General features: G+C 58.2%; 13 protein-coding genes. 10 read left to right on the plus strand and 3 right to left on the minus strand.

Annotated elements, in window-relative coordinates; genetic code table 11:
- The first annotated feature begins 23 nt into the window (after nt 1-23).
- Nucleotides 24-2582, plus strand: coding sequence for a peptidoglycan glycosyltransferase/peptidoglycan DD-transpeptidase MrcA (gene mrcA / locus ACLH1I_RS19995; RefSeq protein ID WP_049116363.1), 2559 nt, complete (start codon nt 24-26; stop codon nt 2580-2582).
- Between the two features lie 53 nt (nt 2583-2635).
- On the opposite strand, the gene nudE is transcribed toward mrcA, so the two are convergent.
- The gene (gene nudE / locus ACLH1I_RS20000) at nt 2636-3196 is read right to left on the minus strand and encodes an ADP compounds hydrolase NudE (RefSeq protein ID WP_004202164.1); all 561 of its coding nucleotides are present in this window, start codon (nt 3194-3196) and stop codon (nt 2636-2638) included.
- A 320-nt stretch (nt 3197-3516) separates the two neighbouring features.
- On the opposite strand from nudE, the gene ACLH1I_RS20005 reads away from it, so the two are divergent.
- The 5 genes from ACLH1I_RS20005 to pckA all read left to right on the plus strand — a co-directional run bounded on the left by ACLH1I_RS20005 (nt 3517) and on the right by pckA (nt 9670).
- Nucleotides 3517-5646, plus strand: a complete 2130-nt coding sequence (locus ACLH1I_RS20005; RefSeq protein ID WP_004202163.1) for an intracellular growth attenuator family protein — start codon at nt 3517-3519, stop codon at nt 5644-5646.
- A 60-nt stretch (nt 5647-5706) separates the two neighbouring features.
- A complete protein-coding gene (gene yrfG, locus ACLH1I_RS20010) occupies nt 5707-6390 on the plus strand; it encodes a GMP/IMP nucleotidase (RefSeq protein ID WP_004202162.1) in 684 nt (227 codons plus the stop codon).
- Nucleotides 6387-6788: a ribosome-associated heat shock protein Hsp15 gene (hslR, locus tag ACLH1I_RS20015; RefSeq protein ID WP_017899959.1), complete on the plus strand. Its 402-nt coding sequence runs from the start codon at nt 6387-6389 to the stop codon at nt 6786-6788. Before yrfG ends, hslR begins: the two co-directional genes overlap by 4 nt.
- A gap of 18 nt (nt 6789-6806) precedes the next feature.
- Nucleotides 6807-7691, plus strand: coding sequence for an Hsp33 family molecular chaperone HslO (gene hslO, locus ACLH1I_RS20020; RefSeq protein WP_017899960.1), 885 nt, complete (start codon nt 6807-6809; stop codon nt 7689-7691).
- A 356-nt stretch (nt 7692-8047) separates the two neighbouring features.
- Nucleotides 8048-9670 (plus strand): phosphoenolpyruvate carboxykinase (ATP), encoded by a 1623-nt coding sequence (gene pckA, locus ACLH1I_RS20025; protein ID WP_004202159.1) that lies wholly within the window; start codon nt 8048-8050, stop codon nt 9668-9670.
- A gap of 77 nt (nt 9671-9747) precedes the next feature.
- On the opposite strand, the gene envZ is transcribed toward pckA, so the two are convergent.
- Nucleotides 9748-11103 (minus strand): two-component system sensor histidine kinase EnvZ, encoded by a 1356-nt coding sequence (gene envZ, locus ACLH1I_RS20030; RefSeq protein ID WP_004202158.1) that lies wholly within the window; start codon nt 11101-11103, stop codon nt 9748-9750.
- Nucleotides 11100-11819, minus strand: a complete 720-nt coding sequence (gene ompR / locus ACLH1I_RS20035; RefSeq protein WP_001157751.1) for a two-component system response regulator OmpR — start codon at nt 11817-11819, stop codon at nt 11100-11102. The genes envZ and ompR overlap by 4 nt, the downstream gene beginning before the upstream one ends.
- A 227-nt stretch (nt 11820-12046) precedes the next feature.
- Between ompR and greB the strand changes: the two genes are divergently transcribed.
- From greB to feoB, 4 genes are all read left to right on the plus strand, one after another.
- Nucleotides 12047-12520, plus strand: coding sequence for a transcription elongation factor GreB (gene greB, locus ACLH1I_RS20040; RefSeq protein ID WP_002920503.1), 474 nt, complete (start codon nt 12047-12049; stop codon nt 12518-12520).
- A 100-nt stretch (nt 12521-12620) separates the two neighbouring features.
- Nucleotides 12621-14951, plus strand: coding sequence for a Tex family protein (locus ACLH1I_RS20045; RefSeq protein ID WP_151629251.1), 2331 nt, complete (start codon nt 12621-12623; stop codon nt 14949-14951).
- 412 nt (nt 14952-15363) lie between these two features.
- Entirely contained in the window at nt 15364-15591 is a 228-nt protein-coding gene (gene feoA, locus ACLH1I_RS20050; RefSeq protein ID WP_004202154.1) for a ferrous iron transporter A, read from the plus strand.
- A gap of 28 nt (nt 15592-15619) precedes the next feature.
- Nucleotides 15620-17938, plus strand: coding sequence for a Fe(2+) transporter permease subunit FeoB (gene feoB / locus ACLH1I_RS20055; protein WP_064178583.1), 2319 nt, complete (start codon nt 15620-15622; stop codon nt 17936-17938).
- Nucleotides 17939-17943 lie beyond the last annotated feature (5 nt).

The following is a 17943-nucleotide window of genomic DNA, read 5'->3' on the forward strand; positions in this document are numbered from 1 at the left end:
TAAAACTAAATGGGAAAACACCGGTGAAGTTCGTAAAGTATCTATTGATCCTTGCAGTCTGTTGCGTACTGCTGGGAGCAGGCTCGATTTTTGGCCTCTACAAATACATAGAGCCGCAACTCCCCGACGTCGCAACCCTGAAGGATGTGCGTTTGCAGATCCCGATGCAGGTCTATAGCGCCGACGGTGAGCTTATTGCGCAGTACGGCGAAAAGCGCCGTATCCCTGTCACGTTGCAGCAAATTCCCCCCGAGCTGGTGAAAGCGTTTATCGCTACCGAAGACAGTCGTTTCTATGAGCATCACGGCGTCGATCCGGTGGGTATTTTCCGCGCCGCCAGCGTGGCGATGTTTTCAGGCCACGCCTCGCAGGGCGCCAGCACCATCACCCAGCAGTTAGCGCGTAACTTCTTCCTCAGCCCCGAGAAGACGTTGATGCGTAAGATTAAAGAGGCCTTTCTGGCTATCCGCATCGAGCAGCTGCTGAACAAAGATGAAATCCTTGAGCTGTACCTGAACAAGATTTACCTCGGCTACCGCGCCTATGGCGTCGGCGCCGCGGCGCAGGTCTATTTTGGCAAACCTATCGACCAGCTGACCCTCAGCGAAATGGCGGTGATTGCCGGTCTGCCGAAAGCCCCGTCCACTTTTAACCCGCTCTATTCGATGGATCGCGCCACAGCCCGGCGCAACGTGGTGCTGTCGCGTATGCTGAGCGAGGGGTACATCACCCAGGCGCAATACGATGAGGCGCGCAGCGAACCCATCGACGCCAGCTACCACGCGCCGAAAATCGCCTTCTCCGCGCCCTATCTGAGCGAAATGGTGCGCCAGGAGATGGTGAATCGCTACGGCGAGCAGGCCTACGAAGATGGCTACCGGGTGTACACCACGATTACCCGCAAAAACCAGCAGGCGGCCCAGCAGGCGGTCCGCAATAACGTGCTGGATTACGATATGCGTCACGGCTACCGCGGCCCGGCCAGCGTGCTGTGGAAGGTCGGCGAAACGCCGTGGGAGGCGAAAAAGATCGCTGACGCCCTGAAGCGCCAGCCTGGCTTTGGCCCGCTTTCTCCTGCGGTGGTCACCTCCGCGAATGCCCAGGAGGCTGTCGCGCTGTTGGCTAACGGCGACTCCGTTTCGCTGACGATGGACGGCGTGCGCTGGGCTCGCCGCTTTATCTCCGATACGCAGCAGGGGGCAACCCCGCGTAAAGTCAACGACGTCGTGCAGGCCGGGCAGCAGATCTGGGTTCGCAAAGTGGGAGACAGCTGGTGGCTGTCGCAGGTGCCGGACGTCAACTCGGCATTGGTCTCCATTAACCCGCAAAACGGCGCGATTATCGCCCTTGTCGGTGGGTTTGACTTTAACCAGAGCAAGTTCAACCGCGCCACTCAGGCGCTGCGCCAGGTCGGCTCCAACATCAAGCCATTCCTCTACACGGCTGCGATGGATAAAGGCTTAACTCTGGCAAGCATGCTCAACGATGTGCCAATCTCGCGCTGGGACGCCGGAGCCGGTTCCGACTGGCGGCCGAAAAACTCGCCGCCGCAGTATGCTGGTCCGATTCGTTTACGCCAGGGCCTGGGGCAGTCAAAAAACGTGGTCATGGTGCGCGCCATGCGCGCCATGGGCGTTGACTATGCCGCCGAGTATTTGCAGCGCTTTGGCTTCCCGGCGCAAAACATTGTCCACACCGAATCGCTGGCGCTGGGCTCCGCCTCCTTTACGCCTCTGCAGGTCGCCCGCGGTTATTCGGTGATGGCCAACGGCGGCTTCCTGGTGAACCCGTTCTTTATCAGTAAGATTGAGAACGATCAGGGCGGGGTCCTCTTCGAAGAGCGTCCGAAAATCGCCTGCCCGCAGTGTGATTTACCGGTGATTTACGGCGATACGCCAAAATCCAACGTGCTGGAAAACAAAGATGTGGAAGATGTCGCCACCTCGACGGAACCGCAGAATGGCACCGTGCCGCCGCAGCCGCAGCTGGAGCAGGCCAATCAGTCACTGGTGGCGCAGAGCGGCGCCCAGGAATACGCGCCGCATGTGATCAACACCCCGCTGGCCTTCCTGATCAAGAGCGCGCTGAACAGCAACATCTTTGGCGAACCGGGCTGGATGGGAACCGGCTGGCGCGCCGGACGTGACCTTCAGCGGCATGACATCGGCGGCAAAACCGGGACCACCAACAGCTCGAAGGACGCCTGGTTCTCAGGCTACGGACCGGGCGTGGTGACCTCGGTTTGGATCGGCTTTGACGATCATCGTCGCGATCTTGGCCGGACCACCGCATCGGGGGCGATTAAAGATCAGATCTCCGGCTACGAAGGCGGCGCCAAAAGCGCCCAGCCGGCCTGGGACAGCTTTATGAAGAGCGTGCTGGAAGGCGTTCCGGAAGAGCCATTAACGCCGCCGCCGGGTATCGTCACGGTGAATATTGACCGCAGCACCGGTCAGTTGGCGAACGGTGGCAACAGCCGGGCGGAATACTTTATTGAGGGTACCCAGCCCACGCAGCAGGCGGTCCATGAGGTGGGCACCACCCTGACTGACGGCGGCGGTGAAACCCACGAGCTGTTCTGACAAAAAAAGCGCCTGCGGGCGCTTTTTTATTGCTGCTTAGCGTAAACGCTCGTTCAGAGTCGGCCCTGGGCCTGCAACCATTCCCGCACTAAAAACAGCGCACTAACGTTGCGGGCCTCGTTAAAATCTTCTTCATCCAGCAGCGACATCAACTGCGCCAGCGGCCAGCGCACCTGCGGCAGCGGCTCGGGCTCATCGCCCGGCAGCGACTCCGGATAGAGATCTTCCGCCACCAGGATGTTCATTTTGCTGGAGAAGTAAGAGGGAGCCATACTGAGCTTCTTCAGAAACGTCAGCTTATTGGCGCCGAAGCCAACCTCTTCTTTCAGCTCGCGATTGGCCGCTTCATCCACGGTTTCACCCGGATCAATCAGCCCTTTGGAGAAGCCCAGCTCGTAGGATTCCGTCCCGACGGCATACTCGCGAATCAAAATAATATGATCATCAACAATCGGCACAATCATCACCGCTTCGCGGGTGGAAGGCCGCATACGTTCATAAACGCGACGCACACCGTTGCTGAATTCCAGATCGACGCTTTCGACATTAAAGAGGCGCGAACGGGCGACAGTTTCAACATTGAGAATGGTGGGTTTTTGTAATGATTTGCTCATTGTCATCGGTCTATGCTGTGATTAAGCAGTCATTGTGCGATACGCAACACGCTTTCGGCAATCCAAATCGCTACTTATTTACAGAGTTGTAACCTTTTCCCTGCAAAGGGAAAAGTAATAAAGATAAAAAAGTCAATAGCTTGAATTCTCTTTGAGAATTTACCGATTTCTGGCCTTTAACGTTTTTGGTAAGCTAATGCGCTGCTGCATGACATATTTACTACCCTGCAAGCAGGTGCGCCGCTAACACTGCAGCTTGACGTTAGTCTTCACGTTCACCGACGATTTCGTAAGAAAAATATAACTATGATGGGATGGGCATGGGCACCTTTCTGATATTCCTTACAGCTCTGCTAATCTGCGTATTGCTCATTGGATGGTGGTATCGCACGCACGCCAGACGCCGCCGGCTCCCTCTACTGCACGCCTTTAGCGATGCCACCACGCGGCCGATCGCGGCCGATGAGCGCCAGGCCATCGAAAAGTATCTTGCCGAACTGAGCCGCGCCCAGCAGGTTCCCGCGTCCGGCGCCACCAGCGCGCCCGTCGCTCTGGCGCTAAACGAACAGAGCGATACCGTCTATGGGGTGACGCGAGCCATCACCCGCTACGGGATCACTACCGACGCGCCGAATAAATGGCGCTATTTTCTCGATTCGGTGGAGGTACATCTGCCGCCGTTCTGGGAACAGCATATCAACGATGAAAACAGCGTCGAGCTGATCCCCACCGACAGCCTGCCGCTGGTTATCACCCTTAACGGCCATACCCTGAGCGACTATCGTCAGGAAGCGCAAAGCTACGCGCTGGAACGCGCCTCGGCCACCCAGGCCTCAATTCGCGGCGAAGAGAGCGAACAGGTAGAGTTGCGGCAGATCCGTCGGGAAAGCCCGGAAGAACACGCCCTGAACCGCCCGGATGGTCTGCGCGAAGCGATCCTGATCGTCGCCTCTTTCCTGTTCTTTTATTTCAGTCTGATTGGGCCTGCCGTCTTTACCCCATGGCTGGTGGCTGCCGGTTTGCTGCTGCTCGCCGCCGGCCTATTGGGGATCTATGCCCCGCCGCGCCGCGCCTCGCTGCGCGAAATCCATTGCCTGCGCGGCGTCCCTAAGCGCTGGGGGCTGTTTGGCGAAAACGATCAGGAGCATATCAATAATATCTCGCTGGGCATTATCGATCTCATCTATCCGCGCCACTGGCAGCCCTGGATCGCCCAGGACCTCGGACAGCAGACCGATATTGATATCTATCTCAACCGCCATGTAGCCCGTCAGGGACGCTACTTGTCGCTTCATGATGAAGTGAAAAACTTCCCGCTGCAGTACTGGCTGCGCAGCGCGATTATCGCCGCCGGCGCCCTGGTGGTGGTAATCATGCTATGGGCCAGCGTACCGCTGAATATGCCGTTTAAGTTCACCCTGTCGTGGCTGAAGGGGGCGCAGACCATTGAAGCCACGACCGTCAGCCAGCTGGAAAAGGCCCATGTGCGCATTGGCGATACGCTGCGCCTGACCGGCACCGGGATGTGCAACATCCGCACGCCGGGCAGCTGGACGGCCAAAGAGGATTCGCCGTTCCTGCCTTTCGATTGTTCGCAGATTGTGTGGAACGATGCCCCTCCTCTGCCGCTGCCGGAGTCTGACATTGTCAGCAAAGCGACCGCTCTGATGCAGTCCGTCCAGCGTCAGCTGCACCCGGAAACCGACGACGACTCCCGCGTCAGCCCGGCGCTGCGCTCCGCCATTCAGAAATCTGGCATGGTGCTACTGGATGATTTCGGCGATATCGTTCAGAAAACCAACGATCTCTGTTCCGCTGCCGATGATTGCCTGCGGCTGAAGAATGCGCTGGTTAATCTCGGCAATACCCGTAACTGGGAGACGTTAACTAAGCGTGCGTCCGCCGGGAAACTGGATGGCGTGAACGTGCTGCTGCGGCCAGTCAGCGCCGAGTCGCTGGAGAATCTGGTGACCACCTCAACCGCCCCCTTTGTCATGCGTGAAACCTCGCGGGCGGCGCAGGCGCTCAACAGCCCGGCCCCGGGCGGCTTCCTCATCGCCAGCGACGAGGGTAGCGTGCTGGTCAATCAGCCGTGGCCGGCGGTGAGCCTGTATGATTACCCGGCGCATGAGCAGTGGGGGGAACTGCGGCGGCTGGCCGGTATGCTGATGCATACCCCCTTCCATGCCGAAGGGATAGTCACCAATCTGTTTACTGACGCCAACGGCACTCAGCATATCAACCTGCACCGCATTCCTGACCGCAGCGGCCTGTGGCGCTATCTGGGCATCACCCTGCTGCTGCTGTCGATGGTGGGATGCATGGCTTACCACGGGGTGCAGGCGCTGCGTCGTTATCAACGCCATCGCCAGCGTATGGAAGAGATTCAGAAATATTACGAAAGCTGCCTGAACCCGGTGCTGCTCCCCTCGTCTGACCCGCAAGATTAATTTTCCCGGCGACTGGGTGTGATACCCTGTCGCCCATTTCCCGCTCGCTGGAGAGTCATCATGCATTTTGATATCGCCTGGCAGGAGGTCGATACCGTTCTGCTGGATATGGACGGCACGCTCCTGGATCTCGCTTTCGACAACTATTTCTGGCAAACGCTGGTGCCGGAAACCTGGGGGGCCGCCCGCGGCCTCAATCTGCAACAGGCGAAAGAGGCCATGCACCAGGAGTATCACGCCGTGCAGCATACGCTAAACTGGTACTGTCTGGATTACTGGAGCGAGCGCCTGGGTTTGGATATTTGTGCGATGACCAGCGAACAGGGTCCGCGCGCCACGCTGCGTGAGGATACCGTGCCGTTCCTTGATGCGCTCAAGGCCAGCGGTAAGCGACGTATTCTGTTGACCAATGCCCATCCCCACAATCTGGCGGTGAAACTCAAACACACCGGCCTGGATGCGCACCTTGATTTATTACTTTCCACCCACACATTTGGTTATCCGAAAGAGGATCAGCGTCTGTGGCGCGCCGTGGCGGAGGAAACCGGCCTTGAGGCGCATAAAACGCTGTTTGTCGACGACAGCGAGGCAATTCTGGATGCCGCGAGGGAGTTTGGCATTCGTTACTGCCTGGGCATTACCAATCCCGACTCCGGGCTGGCGGAAAAGCAGTATCTGCGCCATCCGGGGCTGAATGATTACCGACGACTGATCCCTTCGCTTACCCCGAAGGAGAGGCGATGAAAGAGAAGCCTACCGAAACCGTCAGACTGGACAAATGGCTTTGGGCCGCCCGCTTTTACAAGACCCGCGCGCTGGCGCGAGAGATGATTGAAGGCGGCAAGGTGCATTACAACGGACAACGCAGCAAGCCCGGGAAAATCGTCGAACTGGACGCCATGCTAACGCTGCGTCAGGGCAACGACGAGCGGACGGTGCGCATCGTCGGTATCACCGAACAGCGCCGCCCGGCAAGCGAAGCCGTCACCCTGTATGAAGAGACGGCTGAGAGTATCGAGAAGCGTGAAAAAATGGCCCTGGCGCGCAAAATGAACGCCCTGACCATGCCGCACCCTGACAGACGTCCGGACAAGAAAGAGCGCCGCGACCTGATGAGATTTAAACACGGCGAGAGTGAGTAACTCGCGCCAGAAAGAGAGATGATTATGACTCAACACGATCAATTACATCGTTATCTGTTTGAAAACTATGCCGTGCGCGGTGAGCTGGTGACGGTGTCGGAAACCCTGGAACAGATTCTGGCGAATCACACTTATCCCCAGCCGGTGAAAACGGTGCTGGCGGAGCTGCTGGTCGCCACCAGTCTGCTGACTGCGACGCTGAAATTTGCCGGCGACATCACCGTGCAGCTGCAGGGCGATGGGCCTTTACAGCTGGCGGTCATCAATGGCAATAACCAGCAGCAGCTGCGCGGCGTCGCGCGCGTGCAGGGCGAGATTGCGGACGATGCGGATCTGAAAGCGATGGTCGGCAACGGCTATCTGGTCATCACCATCTCCCCGGAAGAGGGTGAGCGTTATCAGGGCGTGGTCGGTCTGGAAGGCGATACGCTGGCCGCCTGCCTGGAAGATTACTTCCAGCGTTCAGAGCAGCTGCCGACGCGCCTTATTATCCGCACCGGCGAACATGAAGGTCAGCCGATGGCGGGCGGGATGCTGCTGCAGGTGATGCCGGCGCAGGATGCCCAGACTGCCGACTTTGAGCACCTGGCGACGCTCACCGAGACCATCAAGGCGGAAGAGCTGTTCACCCTGCCGGCGAACGATGTGCTGTGGCGTCTGTACCATGAAGAAGAAGTCACGGTCTACGATCCGCAGAGCGTGGAGTTCAAGTGCACCTGCTCCCGCGAACGCTGCGCCGGCGCGCTGAAAACCCTGCCGGACGAAGAGATAGATAGCATCCTTGCCGACGAAGGCGAGATTGATATGCACTGCGACTACTGCGGTAACCACTATATCTTCAACGCCATGGACATCGCCGAGATCCGTAACAACGCCTCTCCGGCCGATCCGCAGGTCCATTAATCCTCACTTCTTCTTCAGGCACCGGGCGGCGATGTGGTATGTCGCCCGGTGCCTGACTTTTTATTCACGAGTTGAATCGATTTTCGCTGAAAGAGTTACGTAATTTTATTCCAGGAAAGCGATTACATTCACATTTCAGCAGTTTTTTTAATTACTTTTTAACCATTGAGAAACATCTAACCCCACCATCCGGCCATTTCCTGAGATAATCCACTTCACTTCGTGACAGGAGTCACCGTTTTTTTCGTCATTCTGAAGAATGTCGAGATACGTAAATCTATGAGCCTGGTCGCGGTCAATACCCGGTAATAAACCCTACAATTTACAGCAGTACATCTTGGCTAAGGAGCAGTGACATGCGCGTTAATCATGGTTTAACCCCGCAGGATCTCAAGGCTTATGGTATCAATGACGTTCAGGATATCGTCCACAATCCCAGCTACGACATGTTGTTTCAGGAAGAGCTCGACCCCAACCTGGAAGGCTACGAACGTGGCGTATTAACCAGTCTGGGTGCTATCGCCGTCGACACGGGCATTTTTACCGGTCGTTCTCCGAAAGATAAGTACCTCGTGCGCGACGACACCACCCGCGATACCGTCTGGTGGTCCGATAAAGGCAAGGGTAAAAACGACAACAAGCCGCTTTCGCAGGAAACCTGGCAGCATCTGAAAGGGCTGGTAACACAGCAGCTGTCCGGTAAACGCCTGTTTATCGTCGACGCCTTCTGCGGCGCTAACGCCGATACCCGTCTCAGCGTACGTTTCATTACCGAAGTGGCCTGGCAGGCGCACTTCGTTAAAAACATGTTCATCCGCCCGAGCGACGAAGAGCTGGCGGAATTCACGCCCGACTTCATCGTGATGAACGGCGCGAAGTGCACCAACCCGCAGTGGAAAGAGCAGGGCCTGAACTCGGAAAACTTCATCGCTTTCAACCTCACCGAGCGCATTCAGCTGATCGGCGGCACCTGGTACGGCGGCGAGATGAAGAAAGGGATGTTCTCGATCATGAACTACCTGCTGCCGCTGAAGGGCATCGCCTCCATGCACTGTTCTGCCAACGTGGGCGAGAAAGGCGATGTCGCCATTTTCTTCGGCCTCTCAGGCACCGGCAAAACCACCCTCTCCACCGACCCGAAACGCCGCCTGATTGGCGATGACGAACATGGCTGGGATGACGACGGGGTGTTTAACTTCGAAGGGGGCTGCTACGCCAAGACCATCAAGCTCTCTGAAGCGGCCGAGCCGGATATCTATCACGCCATTCGCCGTAACGCCCTGCTGGAAAACGTAGTAGTGCGCGCCGACGGGACAATCGATTTCGATGACGGCTCAAAGACCGAAAACACCCGCGTCTCCTACCCCATCGACCATATCGATAATATCGTCAAACCGGTCTCCAAAGCGGGTCACGCCACCAAAGTGATCTTCCTGACGGCCGATGCGTTCGGCGTACTGCCGCCGGTCTCCCGCCTGACCGCCGATCAGACGCAGTACCATTTCCTGTCCGGGTTTACCGCCAAACTGGCCGGCACCGAGCGCGGCGTGACCGAACCCACGCCAACTTTTTCCGCCTGCTTCGGCGCCGCCTTCCTGTCGTTGCACCCGACGCAGTACGCCGAAGTGCTGGTCAAACGCATGCAGGCGGCCGGCGCGCAGGCTTATCTGGTCAATACCGGCTGGAACGGCACCGGCAAGCGCATCTCGATTAAAGATACCCGCGCCATCATCGACGCCATCCTCAATGGCTCGCTGGACAACGCGGAGACCTTTACCCTGCCGATGTTTAACCTGCAGATCCCGACGGCCCTCCCGGGCGTGGATCCCCAGATCCTCGATCCGCGCAGCACCTATGGTTCCCCGGAGCAGTGGCAGGAAAAAGCCGACCAGCTGGCGAAGCTGTTTATTGAGAACTTTGAGAAGTATACCGATACGCCAGCGGGCGCCGCGCTGGTGGCGGCAGGGCCGCAGCGCTAACGGGCGCAAAGATGAAAAAGCCGGGCTTGCCCGGCTTTTTATTGTGCAGCGTTCTGACCAACCAACCGCGGGCGCGATCAGCTCTCTTTGGCCGGTTTCATCGGCGCCAGTACCCGGTGCACCGGCAGCCAGGCGCGGATCAGTAACCCGCCGCGTTCGCTGGAGCCAATCTCCAGCCGGCCGTTGTGATTATCGATAATACGCTGAACAATCGCCAACCCCAGCCCGGTGCCGCTGGTGCTGCGGGCGCTGTCGCCGCGTACAAACGGCTGAAACAGGTGCTCTCGCTGCTCAGGTTTAATCCCCGGTCCGTCATCTTCTACCTGGAACCAGGCCCGGCTCGCTTCGCTGCCGCTGCTGACCTTGATCCAGCCATTGCCATAGCGGGCCGCGTTGACCACCATATTCGCCAGCGCGCGCTTGATAGACAGAGGATGCATGCGTACCGGAATTTCGCCGGCCTGCAGGGCGGTGGCGATCTCCCGCTCATAGCCGCTCTCCGCAGCGATCACTTCCCCCAGCACCGCATTCAGATCCGCCAGCTCCATCGGCATCTCCTGCCCGGTGCGCAGATAGTCGATAAACTGCTCGATGATGGCGTTGCACTCTTCGATATCTTTGTTGATCGACTCCGCGAGATAGCCGTCCTGCTCGCCCATCATCTCGGTGGCCAGACGAATGCGGGTCAGCGGAGTCCGTAAATCATGGCTGACCCCGGCCATCAGCAGCGTACGGTCGTCGGCCAGCTGCTTCACGCCCGCGGCCATGTGGTTGAAGGCGCGCGTCACCGAACGCACTTCGGAGGCGCCATACTCGCGCAGCGGCGGCGGAATAATGCCGCGCCCGACCTGCAGCGCCGCATGCTCCAGATCCACCAGCGGGCGGTTCTGAATACGGATAAACAGCCAGGCGCCGCCTATCGCCAGCAGCATGATCGCCAGGGTATAGCGGAACAGCGGCGAGAAATCGCCCTGATGGATCTCGGTCAGCGGCACCCGCACCCAAATATTGGGCGACAGCCAGGTCTTCAGCCACACCACGGGGGAGCTTTTATTGACCTCCACCCGCACCTCAGTGGGGCCGCCAAGCTGATGAGCCATCTGCTGGCTCAAGAATTCATAATGCTGCGCCCAGCGCAGGCCTGCGTCTTCCGCCGCTTCATTGGAATAGAGCGAAATCCCCAGCTCGCGATAAATTTCACGGCGAAACGCCGGGGGCACCACCAGCTGGGTGCCATCCTCCAGCTGCAGCTTATCAGTCATCAGCATACGCACTTCGTAGGCCAATACTTTATTAAACTGCTGGAGACTTGGCAGGATCGCGAAATTCAGTACTACCAGATAGGTCGTCACCAGGCTGACGAACAGCAAGGTGACGATCAGGAGCAGCGTGCGAGCAAAGGAGCTGCGCGGCGAAAAGCGCACGCGTTTCATGCCTTAGAACCGTCCGGGACGAAGACGTAGCCCAGACCCCAGACGGTCTGGATATAGCGCGGATGCGCCGGGTCCTCTTCCACCATGCGGCGCAGGCGGGAGATCTGTACGTCGATGGAACGCTCCATCGCAGAGTATTCGCGGCCGCGAGCGAGGTTCATTAACTTATCGCGCGACAGCGGCTCACGAGGATGGCTTACCAGCGCCTTCAGGACCGCAAACTCGCCGCTGGTCAACGGCATCGGCTCGTCTTCACGGAACATCTCGCGGGTGCCCAGGTTCAGTTTGAATTTACCAAAGGCGATAACCGCCTCTTCCTGCGACGGCGCGCCCGGCAGCTCGTTCGCCTGACGGCGCAACACCGCCCGGATGCGGGCCAGCAGTTCACGCGGGTTGAACGGCTTCGGAATGTAGTCGTCGGCCCCGATCTCCAGGCCCACGATACGATCAACCTCTTCGCCTTTCGCCGTCACCATAATGATCGGCATCGGGTTGCTCTGGCTGCGCAGACGGCGGCAAATCGAGAGACCATCTTCCCCAGGCAGCATCAGATCCAGCACCATCAGGTGGAAGGATTCGCGGGTTAACAGACGATCCATCTGTTCGGCGTTCGCCACGCTACGAACCTGGAAGCCCTGCTCGGTCAGATAACGTTCGAGCAGCGCACGCAGGCGCATGTCGTCATCCACAACCAGAATCTTATAATTCTCTTGCATTGTTTGTACTCCCAAAGGTTCACTGCAATAGTCAGTGCGTATTCTCAAAAAAGCCCGGCGCGCTCACCAGCTAAATCTGGTATATATTCCAGGCTAAATTGTTACAAAGCATATTTAACAGCAGGTTAAGTATACATTTAATCATAAGACACAGTATTTATCCTGTCGGTATTATTACGCGCTACAAATTGTGCGCAACGACAGACTGTCAGAAGGTTGAACTCACGATGAAAACGCCGCTGATCACCCGCGAGGGATATGAAAAACTGAAGCAGGAGATGGACTATCTGTGGCGCCAGGAGCGCCCGGAAGTGACCAAAAAGGTGACCTGGGCCGCCAGCCTCGGCGACCGCAGCGAGAACGCGGATTACCAGTACAACAAAAAGCGCCTGCGCGAGATCGATCGCCGGGTCCGCTATCTGACCAAATGTCTGGAACAGTTAAAGATCGTCGATTACTCCCCACAGCAGGAGGGCAAAGTCTTCTTCGGCGCCTGGGTAGAGATTGAAAACGATGAAGGCGATATCAAGCGCTTTCGCATCGTCGGTTACGATGAAATTTTTGGCCGCAAAGACTATATCTCCATCGACTCGCCGATGGCGCGCGCACTGTTAAAAAAAGAGGTTGGCGATCTGGCCATCGTCAACACGCCGGCGGGCGAAGCCAGCTGGTATGTCAATGAGATCGAATACGTTAAATAGACAAGAACTTTCCGAGAGACGCCCGGCGCGACTGGCATTTTTAGTCGTCAGTCCGTATAACTAGTCCCTGTTTTTTGACCCTAAAGATGAATTAAAAGCCATGATGAATGATTCGCTCTGCCGCATTATTGCGGGTGAACTTCAGGCCAGAGCCGAACAGGTAGAAGCTGCCGTTCGCCTGCTTGATGAAGGGAACACCGTGCCGTTTATTGCACGTTATCGTAAAGAAGTCACCGGCGGTCTGGATGACACGCAGCTGCGTAATCTGGAAACCCGCCTCGGCTATCTGCGCGAACTGGAAGACCGTCGTCAGGCGATCCTCAAATCCATCGCTGAACAGGGCAAACTGACCGACGCGCTGGAAAAAGCCATCAACACCACGCTCAGCAAAACTGAACTGGAAGATCTCTACCTGCCGTATAAACCGAAGCGCCGCACCCGCGGGCAAATCGCTATCGAAGCGGGGCTGGAGCCGCTGGCTGACCTGCTGTGGAACGAACCGTCCCACGATCCGGAAACGGAAGCCGCAAAATATATTGATGCCGATAAAGGCGTGGCCGACAGCAAAGCGGCGCTGGATGGCGCGCGCTATATCCTGATGGAGCGTTTTGCCGAAGACGCCGCGCTGCTGGCGAAGGTCCGTGACTATCTGTGGAAAAACGCCCACCTGGTCTCCACCGTCGTCAGCGGCAAAGAAGAGGAAGGCGCCAAATTCCGCGACTACTTCGATCACCATGAACCGATCGCCACCGTGCCGTCGCATCGCGCGCTGGCGATGTTCCGCGGTCGCAACGAAGGCGTCCTGCAGCTCTCTTTAAACGCTGACCCGCAGTTTGACGAGCCGCCGAAAGAGAGCCACGGCGAGCAGATTATTATCGACCATCTGGGCCTGCGCCTGAATAACGCCCCGGCGGACAGCTGGCGTAAAGGCGTCGTCAGTTGGACCTGGCGGATCAAAGTCCTGATGCATCTCGAAACCGAGCTGATGGGTACCGTGCGCGAGCGCGCCGAAGACGAAGCTATTAACGTCTTCGCCCGCAACCTGCACGACCTGCTGATGGCTGCGCCCGCCGGGCTGCGCGCTACCATGGGCCTTGACCCGGGCCTGCGCACCGGGGTGAAAGTGGCCGTGGTTGACGGTACCGGCAAACTGGTGGCCACCGATACCATCTACCCCCACACCGGCCAGGCGGCTAAAGCGGCGGTTGTCGTGGCGGCGCTGTGCGAGAAGCACAACGTCGAGCTGGTGGCGATCGGCAACGGCACCGCCTCGCGTGAAACCGAGCGTTTCTTCCTCGACGTGCAGAAACAGTTCCCGAAGGTCACCGCCCAGAAGGTGATCGTCAGCGAAGCCGGGGCTTCCGTTTACTCCGCCTCCGAGCTGGCGGCGCAGGAGTTCCCTGACCTCGACGTGTCGCTGCGCGGCGCGGTCTCCATTGCCCGCCGTCTGCAGGATCCCCTGGCCGAGCTGGTGAAAATCGACCCGAAATCCATTGGCGTCGGCCAGTATCAGCACGATGTCAGCCAGACCCAGCTGGCGCGTAAGCTGGACGCGGTGGTGGAAGACTGCGTGAACGCCGTTGGCGTTGACCTGAACACCGCCTCCGTGCCGCTGCTGACCCGCGTGGCCGGCCTGACCCGCATGATGGCGCAGAACATCGTCGCCTGGCGCGACGAGAACGGCCAGTTCCAGAACCGCCAGCAGCTGCTGAAGGTCAGCCGCCTGGGGCCGAAAGCCTTTGAACAGTGCGCCGGCTTCCTGCGTATCAACCACGGCGACAACCCGCTGGATGCCTCCACCGTTCACCCGGAAGCCTACCCGGTGGTCGAACGCATTCTGGCCGCTACCCAGCAGGCGCTGAAAGATCTGATGGGCAATAGCAGTGCGCTGCGCCACCTGAAGGCCGTGGATTTCACCGATGAGAAGTTCGGCGTACCGACCGTGACCGACATCATCAAAGAGCTGGAAAAACCGGGCCGCGACCCGCGTCCGGAGTTTAAGACAGCGAAGTTCGCAGACGGCGTAGAGACCATGAACGATCTGCTGCCGGGGATGATTCTGGAAGGGGCCGTCACCAACGTCACCAACTTCGGCGCATTTGTCGATATCGGCGTCCATCAGGACGGACTGGTCCACATTTCGTCGCTTTCTGACAAGTTTGTTGAAGATCCGCACACCGTGGTGAAAGCGGGCGACATCGTGAAGGTCAAGGTCATGGAAGTCGATCTGCCGCGTAAGCGTATCGCCCTGACCATGCGTCTCGACGAGCAGCCGGGCGACAGCAACGCCCGCCGCGGCGGCGGTCAGGATCGCCCGCAGGGCAACCGCCCGGCCGCGAAAGCCGCCAAACCTCGCGTTCGCGACGCGCAGCCTGCCGGCAACAGCGCGATGATGGATGCCCTCGCGGCGGCGATGGGTAAAAAACGCTAATCCCACCCTGCCCCTTTTCAGGGGCAGTTTTTTTTTCATGACCAGGCCATCGCCATCACGCGCAAAACAGGTTCAGTTGTTTCTGATAACCTGTTTTTATTCCACGCCTGAAGACAGCGAAATTAATATTTTCATTTCGTTAACTTAAGAAATCTTAATTAAACATTAGATCGCCGAAATAATATTTCGTGCATTTTCGATCACAGACAGATTTTGCGGCACATCAATAAAAAAGTGATTTCCGCTTTAAAAATAGCGTTGATCGCATCATATGTATTGATGATAAAAACCATTCTCATTATCATCACTTTCAGAATGATTTTTTCTTTTTTCGTTGGCTATGGTATCCGGCGCGGTGACATCCCGACGCCCGGTCAATTCATCTTCGGTTAGCGATAGACAAGTAGGCCCTATGCAATTCACACCTGATAGTGCGTGGAAAATCATTGGATTCTCCCGCGATATTAGCCCAGCATACCGTCAGAAATTGCTCTCCCTCGGCATGCTGCCCGGATCCTCTTTTCATGTGGTGCGCGTGGCGCCGCTCGGCGATCCTGTTCATATTGAAACCCGACGCGTCAGTTTGGTATTACGCAAAAAAGATCTCGCCTTAATCGAACTGGAAGCGGTTGCACAATAACGGCTGGCCCGGCACAAGAGTCTGAAATATGAAAAAATTAACCGTTGGTTTAATTGGTAATCCTAATTCCGGCAAGACCACTTTATTTAATCAACTGACCGGCGCCCGCCAGCGCGTGGGCAACTGGGCCGGGGTCACCGTTGAGCGTAAAGAGGGCGTGTTCGCCACCACTGACCACCAGGTCACGCTGGTTGACCTCCCCGGGACCTACTCTCTGACCACCATCTCTTCGCAGACCTCGCTGGACGAGCAGATCGCCTGCCACTACATCCTCAGCGGCGAGGCCGACATGCTGATTAACGTGGTCGACGCCTCCAACCTCGAGCGAAACCTCTATTTGACGCTGCAGCTGCTTGAGCTGGGGATCCCCTGCGTCGTGGCGCTGAACATGCTGGATATTGCCGAAAAGCAGCAGGTGCGTATCGATATCGATGCCCTCGCCGCGCGCCTCGGCTGCCCGGTCATTCCGCTGGTTTCGACCCGCGGACGCGGGATCGAAGCGCTGAAGATTGCCCTCGACCGTCATCAGGCGAACAGCGATATTGAGCTGGTCCATTATCCGCAGCCGCTGCTGCGCGAAGCTGACCTGCTGGCGCAGCAGATGTCAGCGCAGATCCCGGTCAAGCAACGGCGCTGGCTCGGTCTGCAGATGCTGGAGGGCGACATCTACAGCCGGGCCTATGCCGGCGACGCCGCCGATAAACTGGATATCACCCTGGCGAATCTTAGCGACGAGATCGACGACCCGGCGCTGCATATCGCTGACGCGCGCTATCAGACCATCGCCGCCATTTGCGACGCCGTCAGCAACACCCTGACCGCCGAGCCAAGCCGCTTTACCGCGGCGATGGACAAGGTGATCCTCAACCGCTTCCTCGGGTTGCCGATTTTTCTCTTTGTCATGTATCTGATGTTCCTGCTGGCGATCAACATCGGCGGCGCGCTGCAGCCGATTTTTGACGCCGGCTCGGTCGCGGTCTTTATTCACGGTATTCAATGGCTGGGCTACACCCTGCACTTCCCGGACTGGCTGACCGTGTTCCTCGCCCAAGGGATCGGCGGCGGTATCAACACCGTGCTGCCGCTGGTGCCGCAGATCGGCATGATGTATCTGTTCCTCTCTTTCCTTGAGGACTCCGGCTACATGGCGCGCGCCGCCTTTGTCATGGACCGCCTGATGCAAGCCCTCGGCCTGCCGGGAAAATCCTTTGTCCCGTTGATTGTCGGTTTCGGCTGTAACGTGCCGTCGGTGATGGGCGCCCGCACCCTCGACGCCCCGCGCGAACGTCTGATGACCATTATGATGGCGCCGTTTATGTCCTGCGGCGCGCGGCTGGCGATCTTCGCCGTCTTCGCGGCCGCGTTCTTTGGTCAGAACGGCGCGCTGGCGGTCTTCTCGCTCTATGTGCTGGGCATTGTGATGGCCATTCTCACCGGCCTGATGCTGAAGCACACCATTATGCGCGGCGAAGCCTCGCCGTTCGTGATGGAGCTGCCGGTGTACCACGTCCCGCATATCAAGAGCCTGATTATCCAGACCTGGCAGCGCCTGAAAGGCTTTGTGCTGCGCGCCGGGAAGGTGATCGTCATTGTCAGCATCTTCCTCAGCGCGCTGAACAGCTTCTCGCTGAGCGGCAAGGTCGTCGACAACATCAACGACTCCGCGCTGGCCTCGGTGAGCCGGGTCATTACTCCGGTGTTTAAGCCGATCGGCGTGCATGAAGATAACTGGCAGGCCACCGTGGGCCTGTTTACCGGCGCGATGGCGAAGGAGGTGGTGGTCGGTACGCTGAACACCCTCTATACCGCCGAAGATATCCAGAACGAGGAGTTCAATCCGCGGACCTTCAGCCTCGGCGAAGAACTGCTGGCGGCCGTCGACGAGACATGGCAGGGACTGAAAGACACCTTCAGCCTCAGCGTCCTGGCCAACCCCATCGAAGCCAGCAAAGGCGATGGCGAAATGGCCACCGGCGCGATGGGCGTGATGGGCAGTAAATTTGGCAGCGCCGCGGCGGCTTACAGCTATCTGATCTTCGTTCTGCTCTACATCCCCTGCATCTCGGTGATGGGCGCCATCGCCCGCGAATCGAGCCGCGGCTGGATGACCTTCTCCATTCTGTGGGGGCTGAATATCGCCTATTCGCTCTCGACGCTCTACTACCAGACCGTCAGCTTTAGCGACCATCCGCGCTACAGCCTGGCGTGTATCCTGGCGGTGGTATTGTTCAACGTAGTGCTCTTCGGTCTGCTGCGTCGGGCGCGCAGCCGGGTTGACGTCTCGCTGCTGGCCACCCGGAAAACGCCGACCTCCTGCTGTTCCAGCCCGGCTGGCGATTGCCACTAAGGAGG

Source organism: Klebsiella sp. 1SOBk10mer (assembly GCF_046602535.1).
GTDB classification, from domain to species: domain Bacteria; phylum Pseudomonadota; class Gammaproteobacteria; order Enterobacterales; family Enterobacteriaceae; genus Klebsiella; species Klebsiella quasipneumoniae.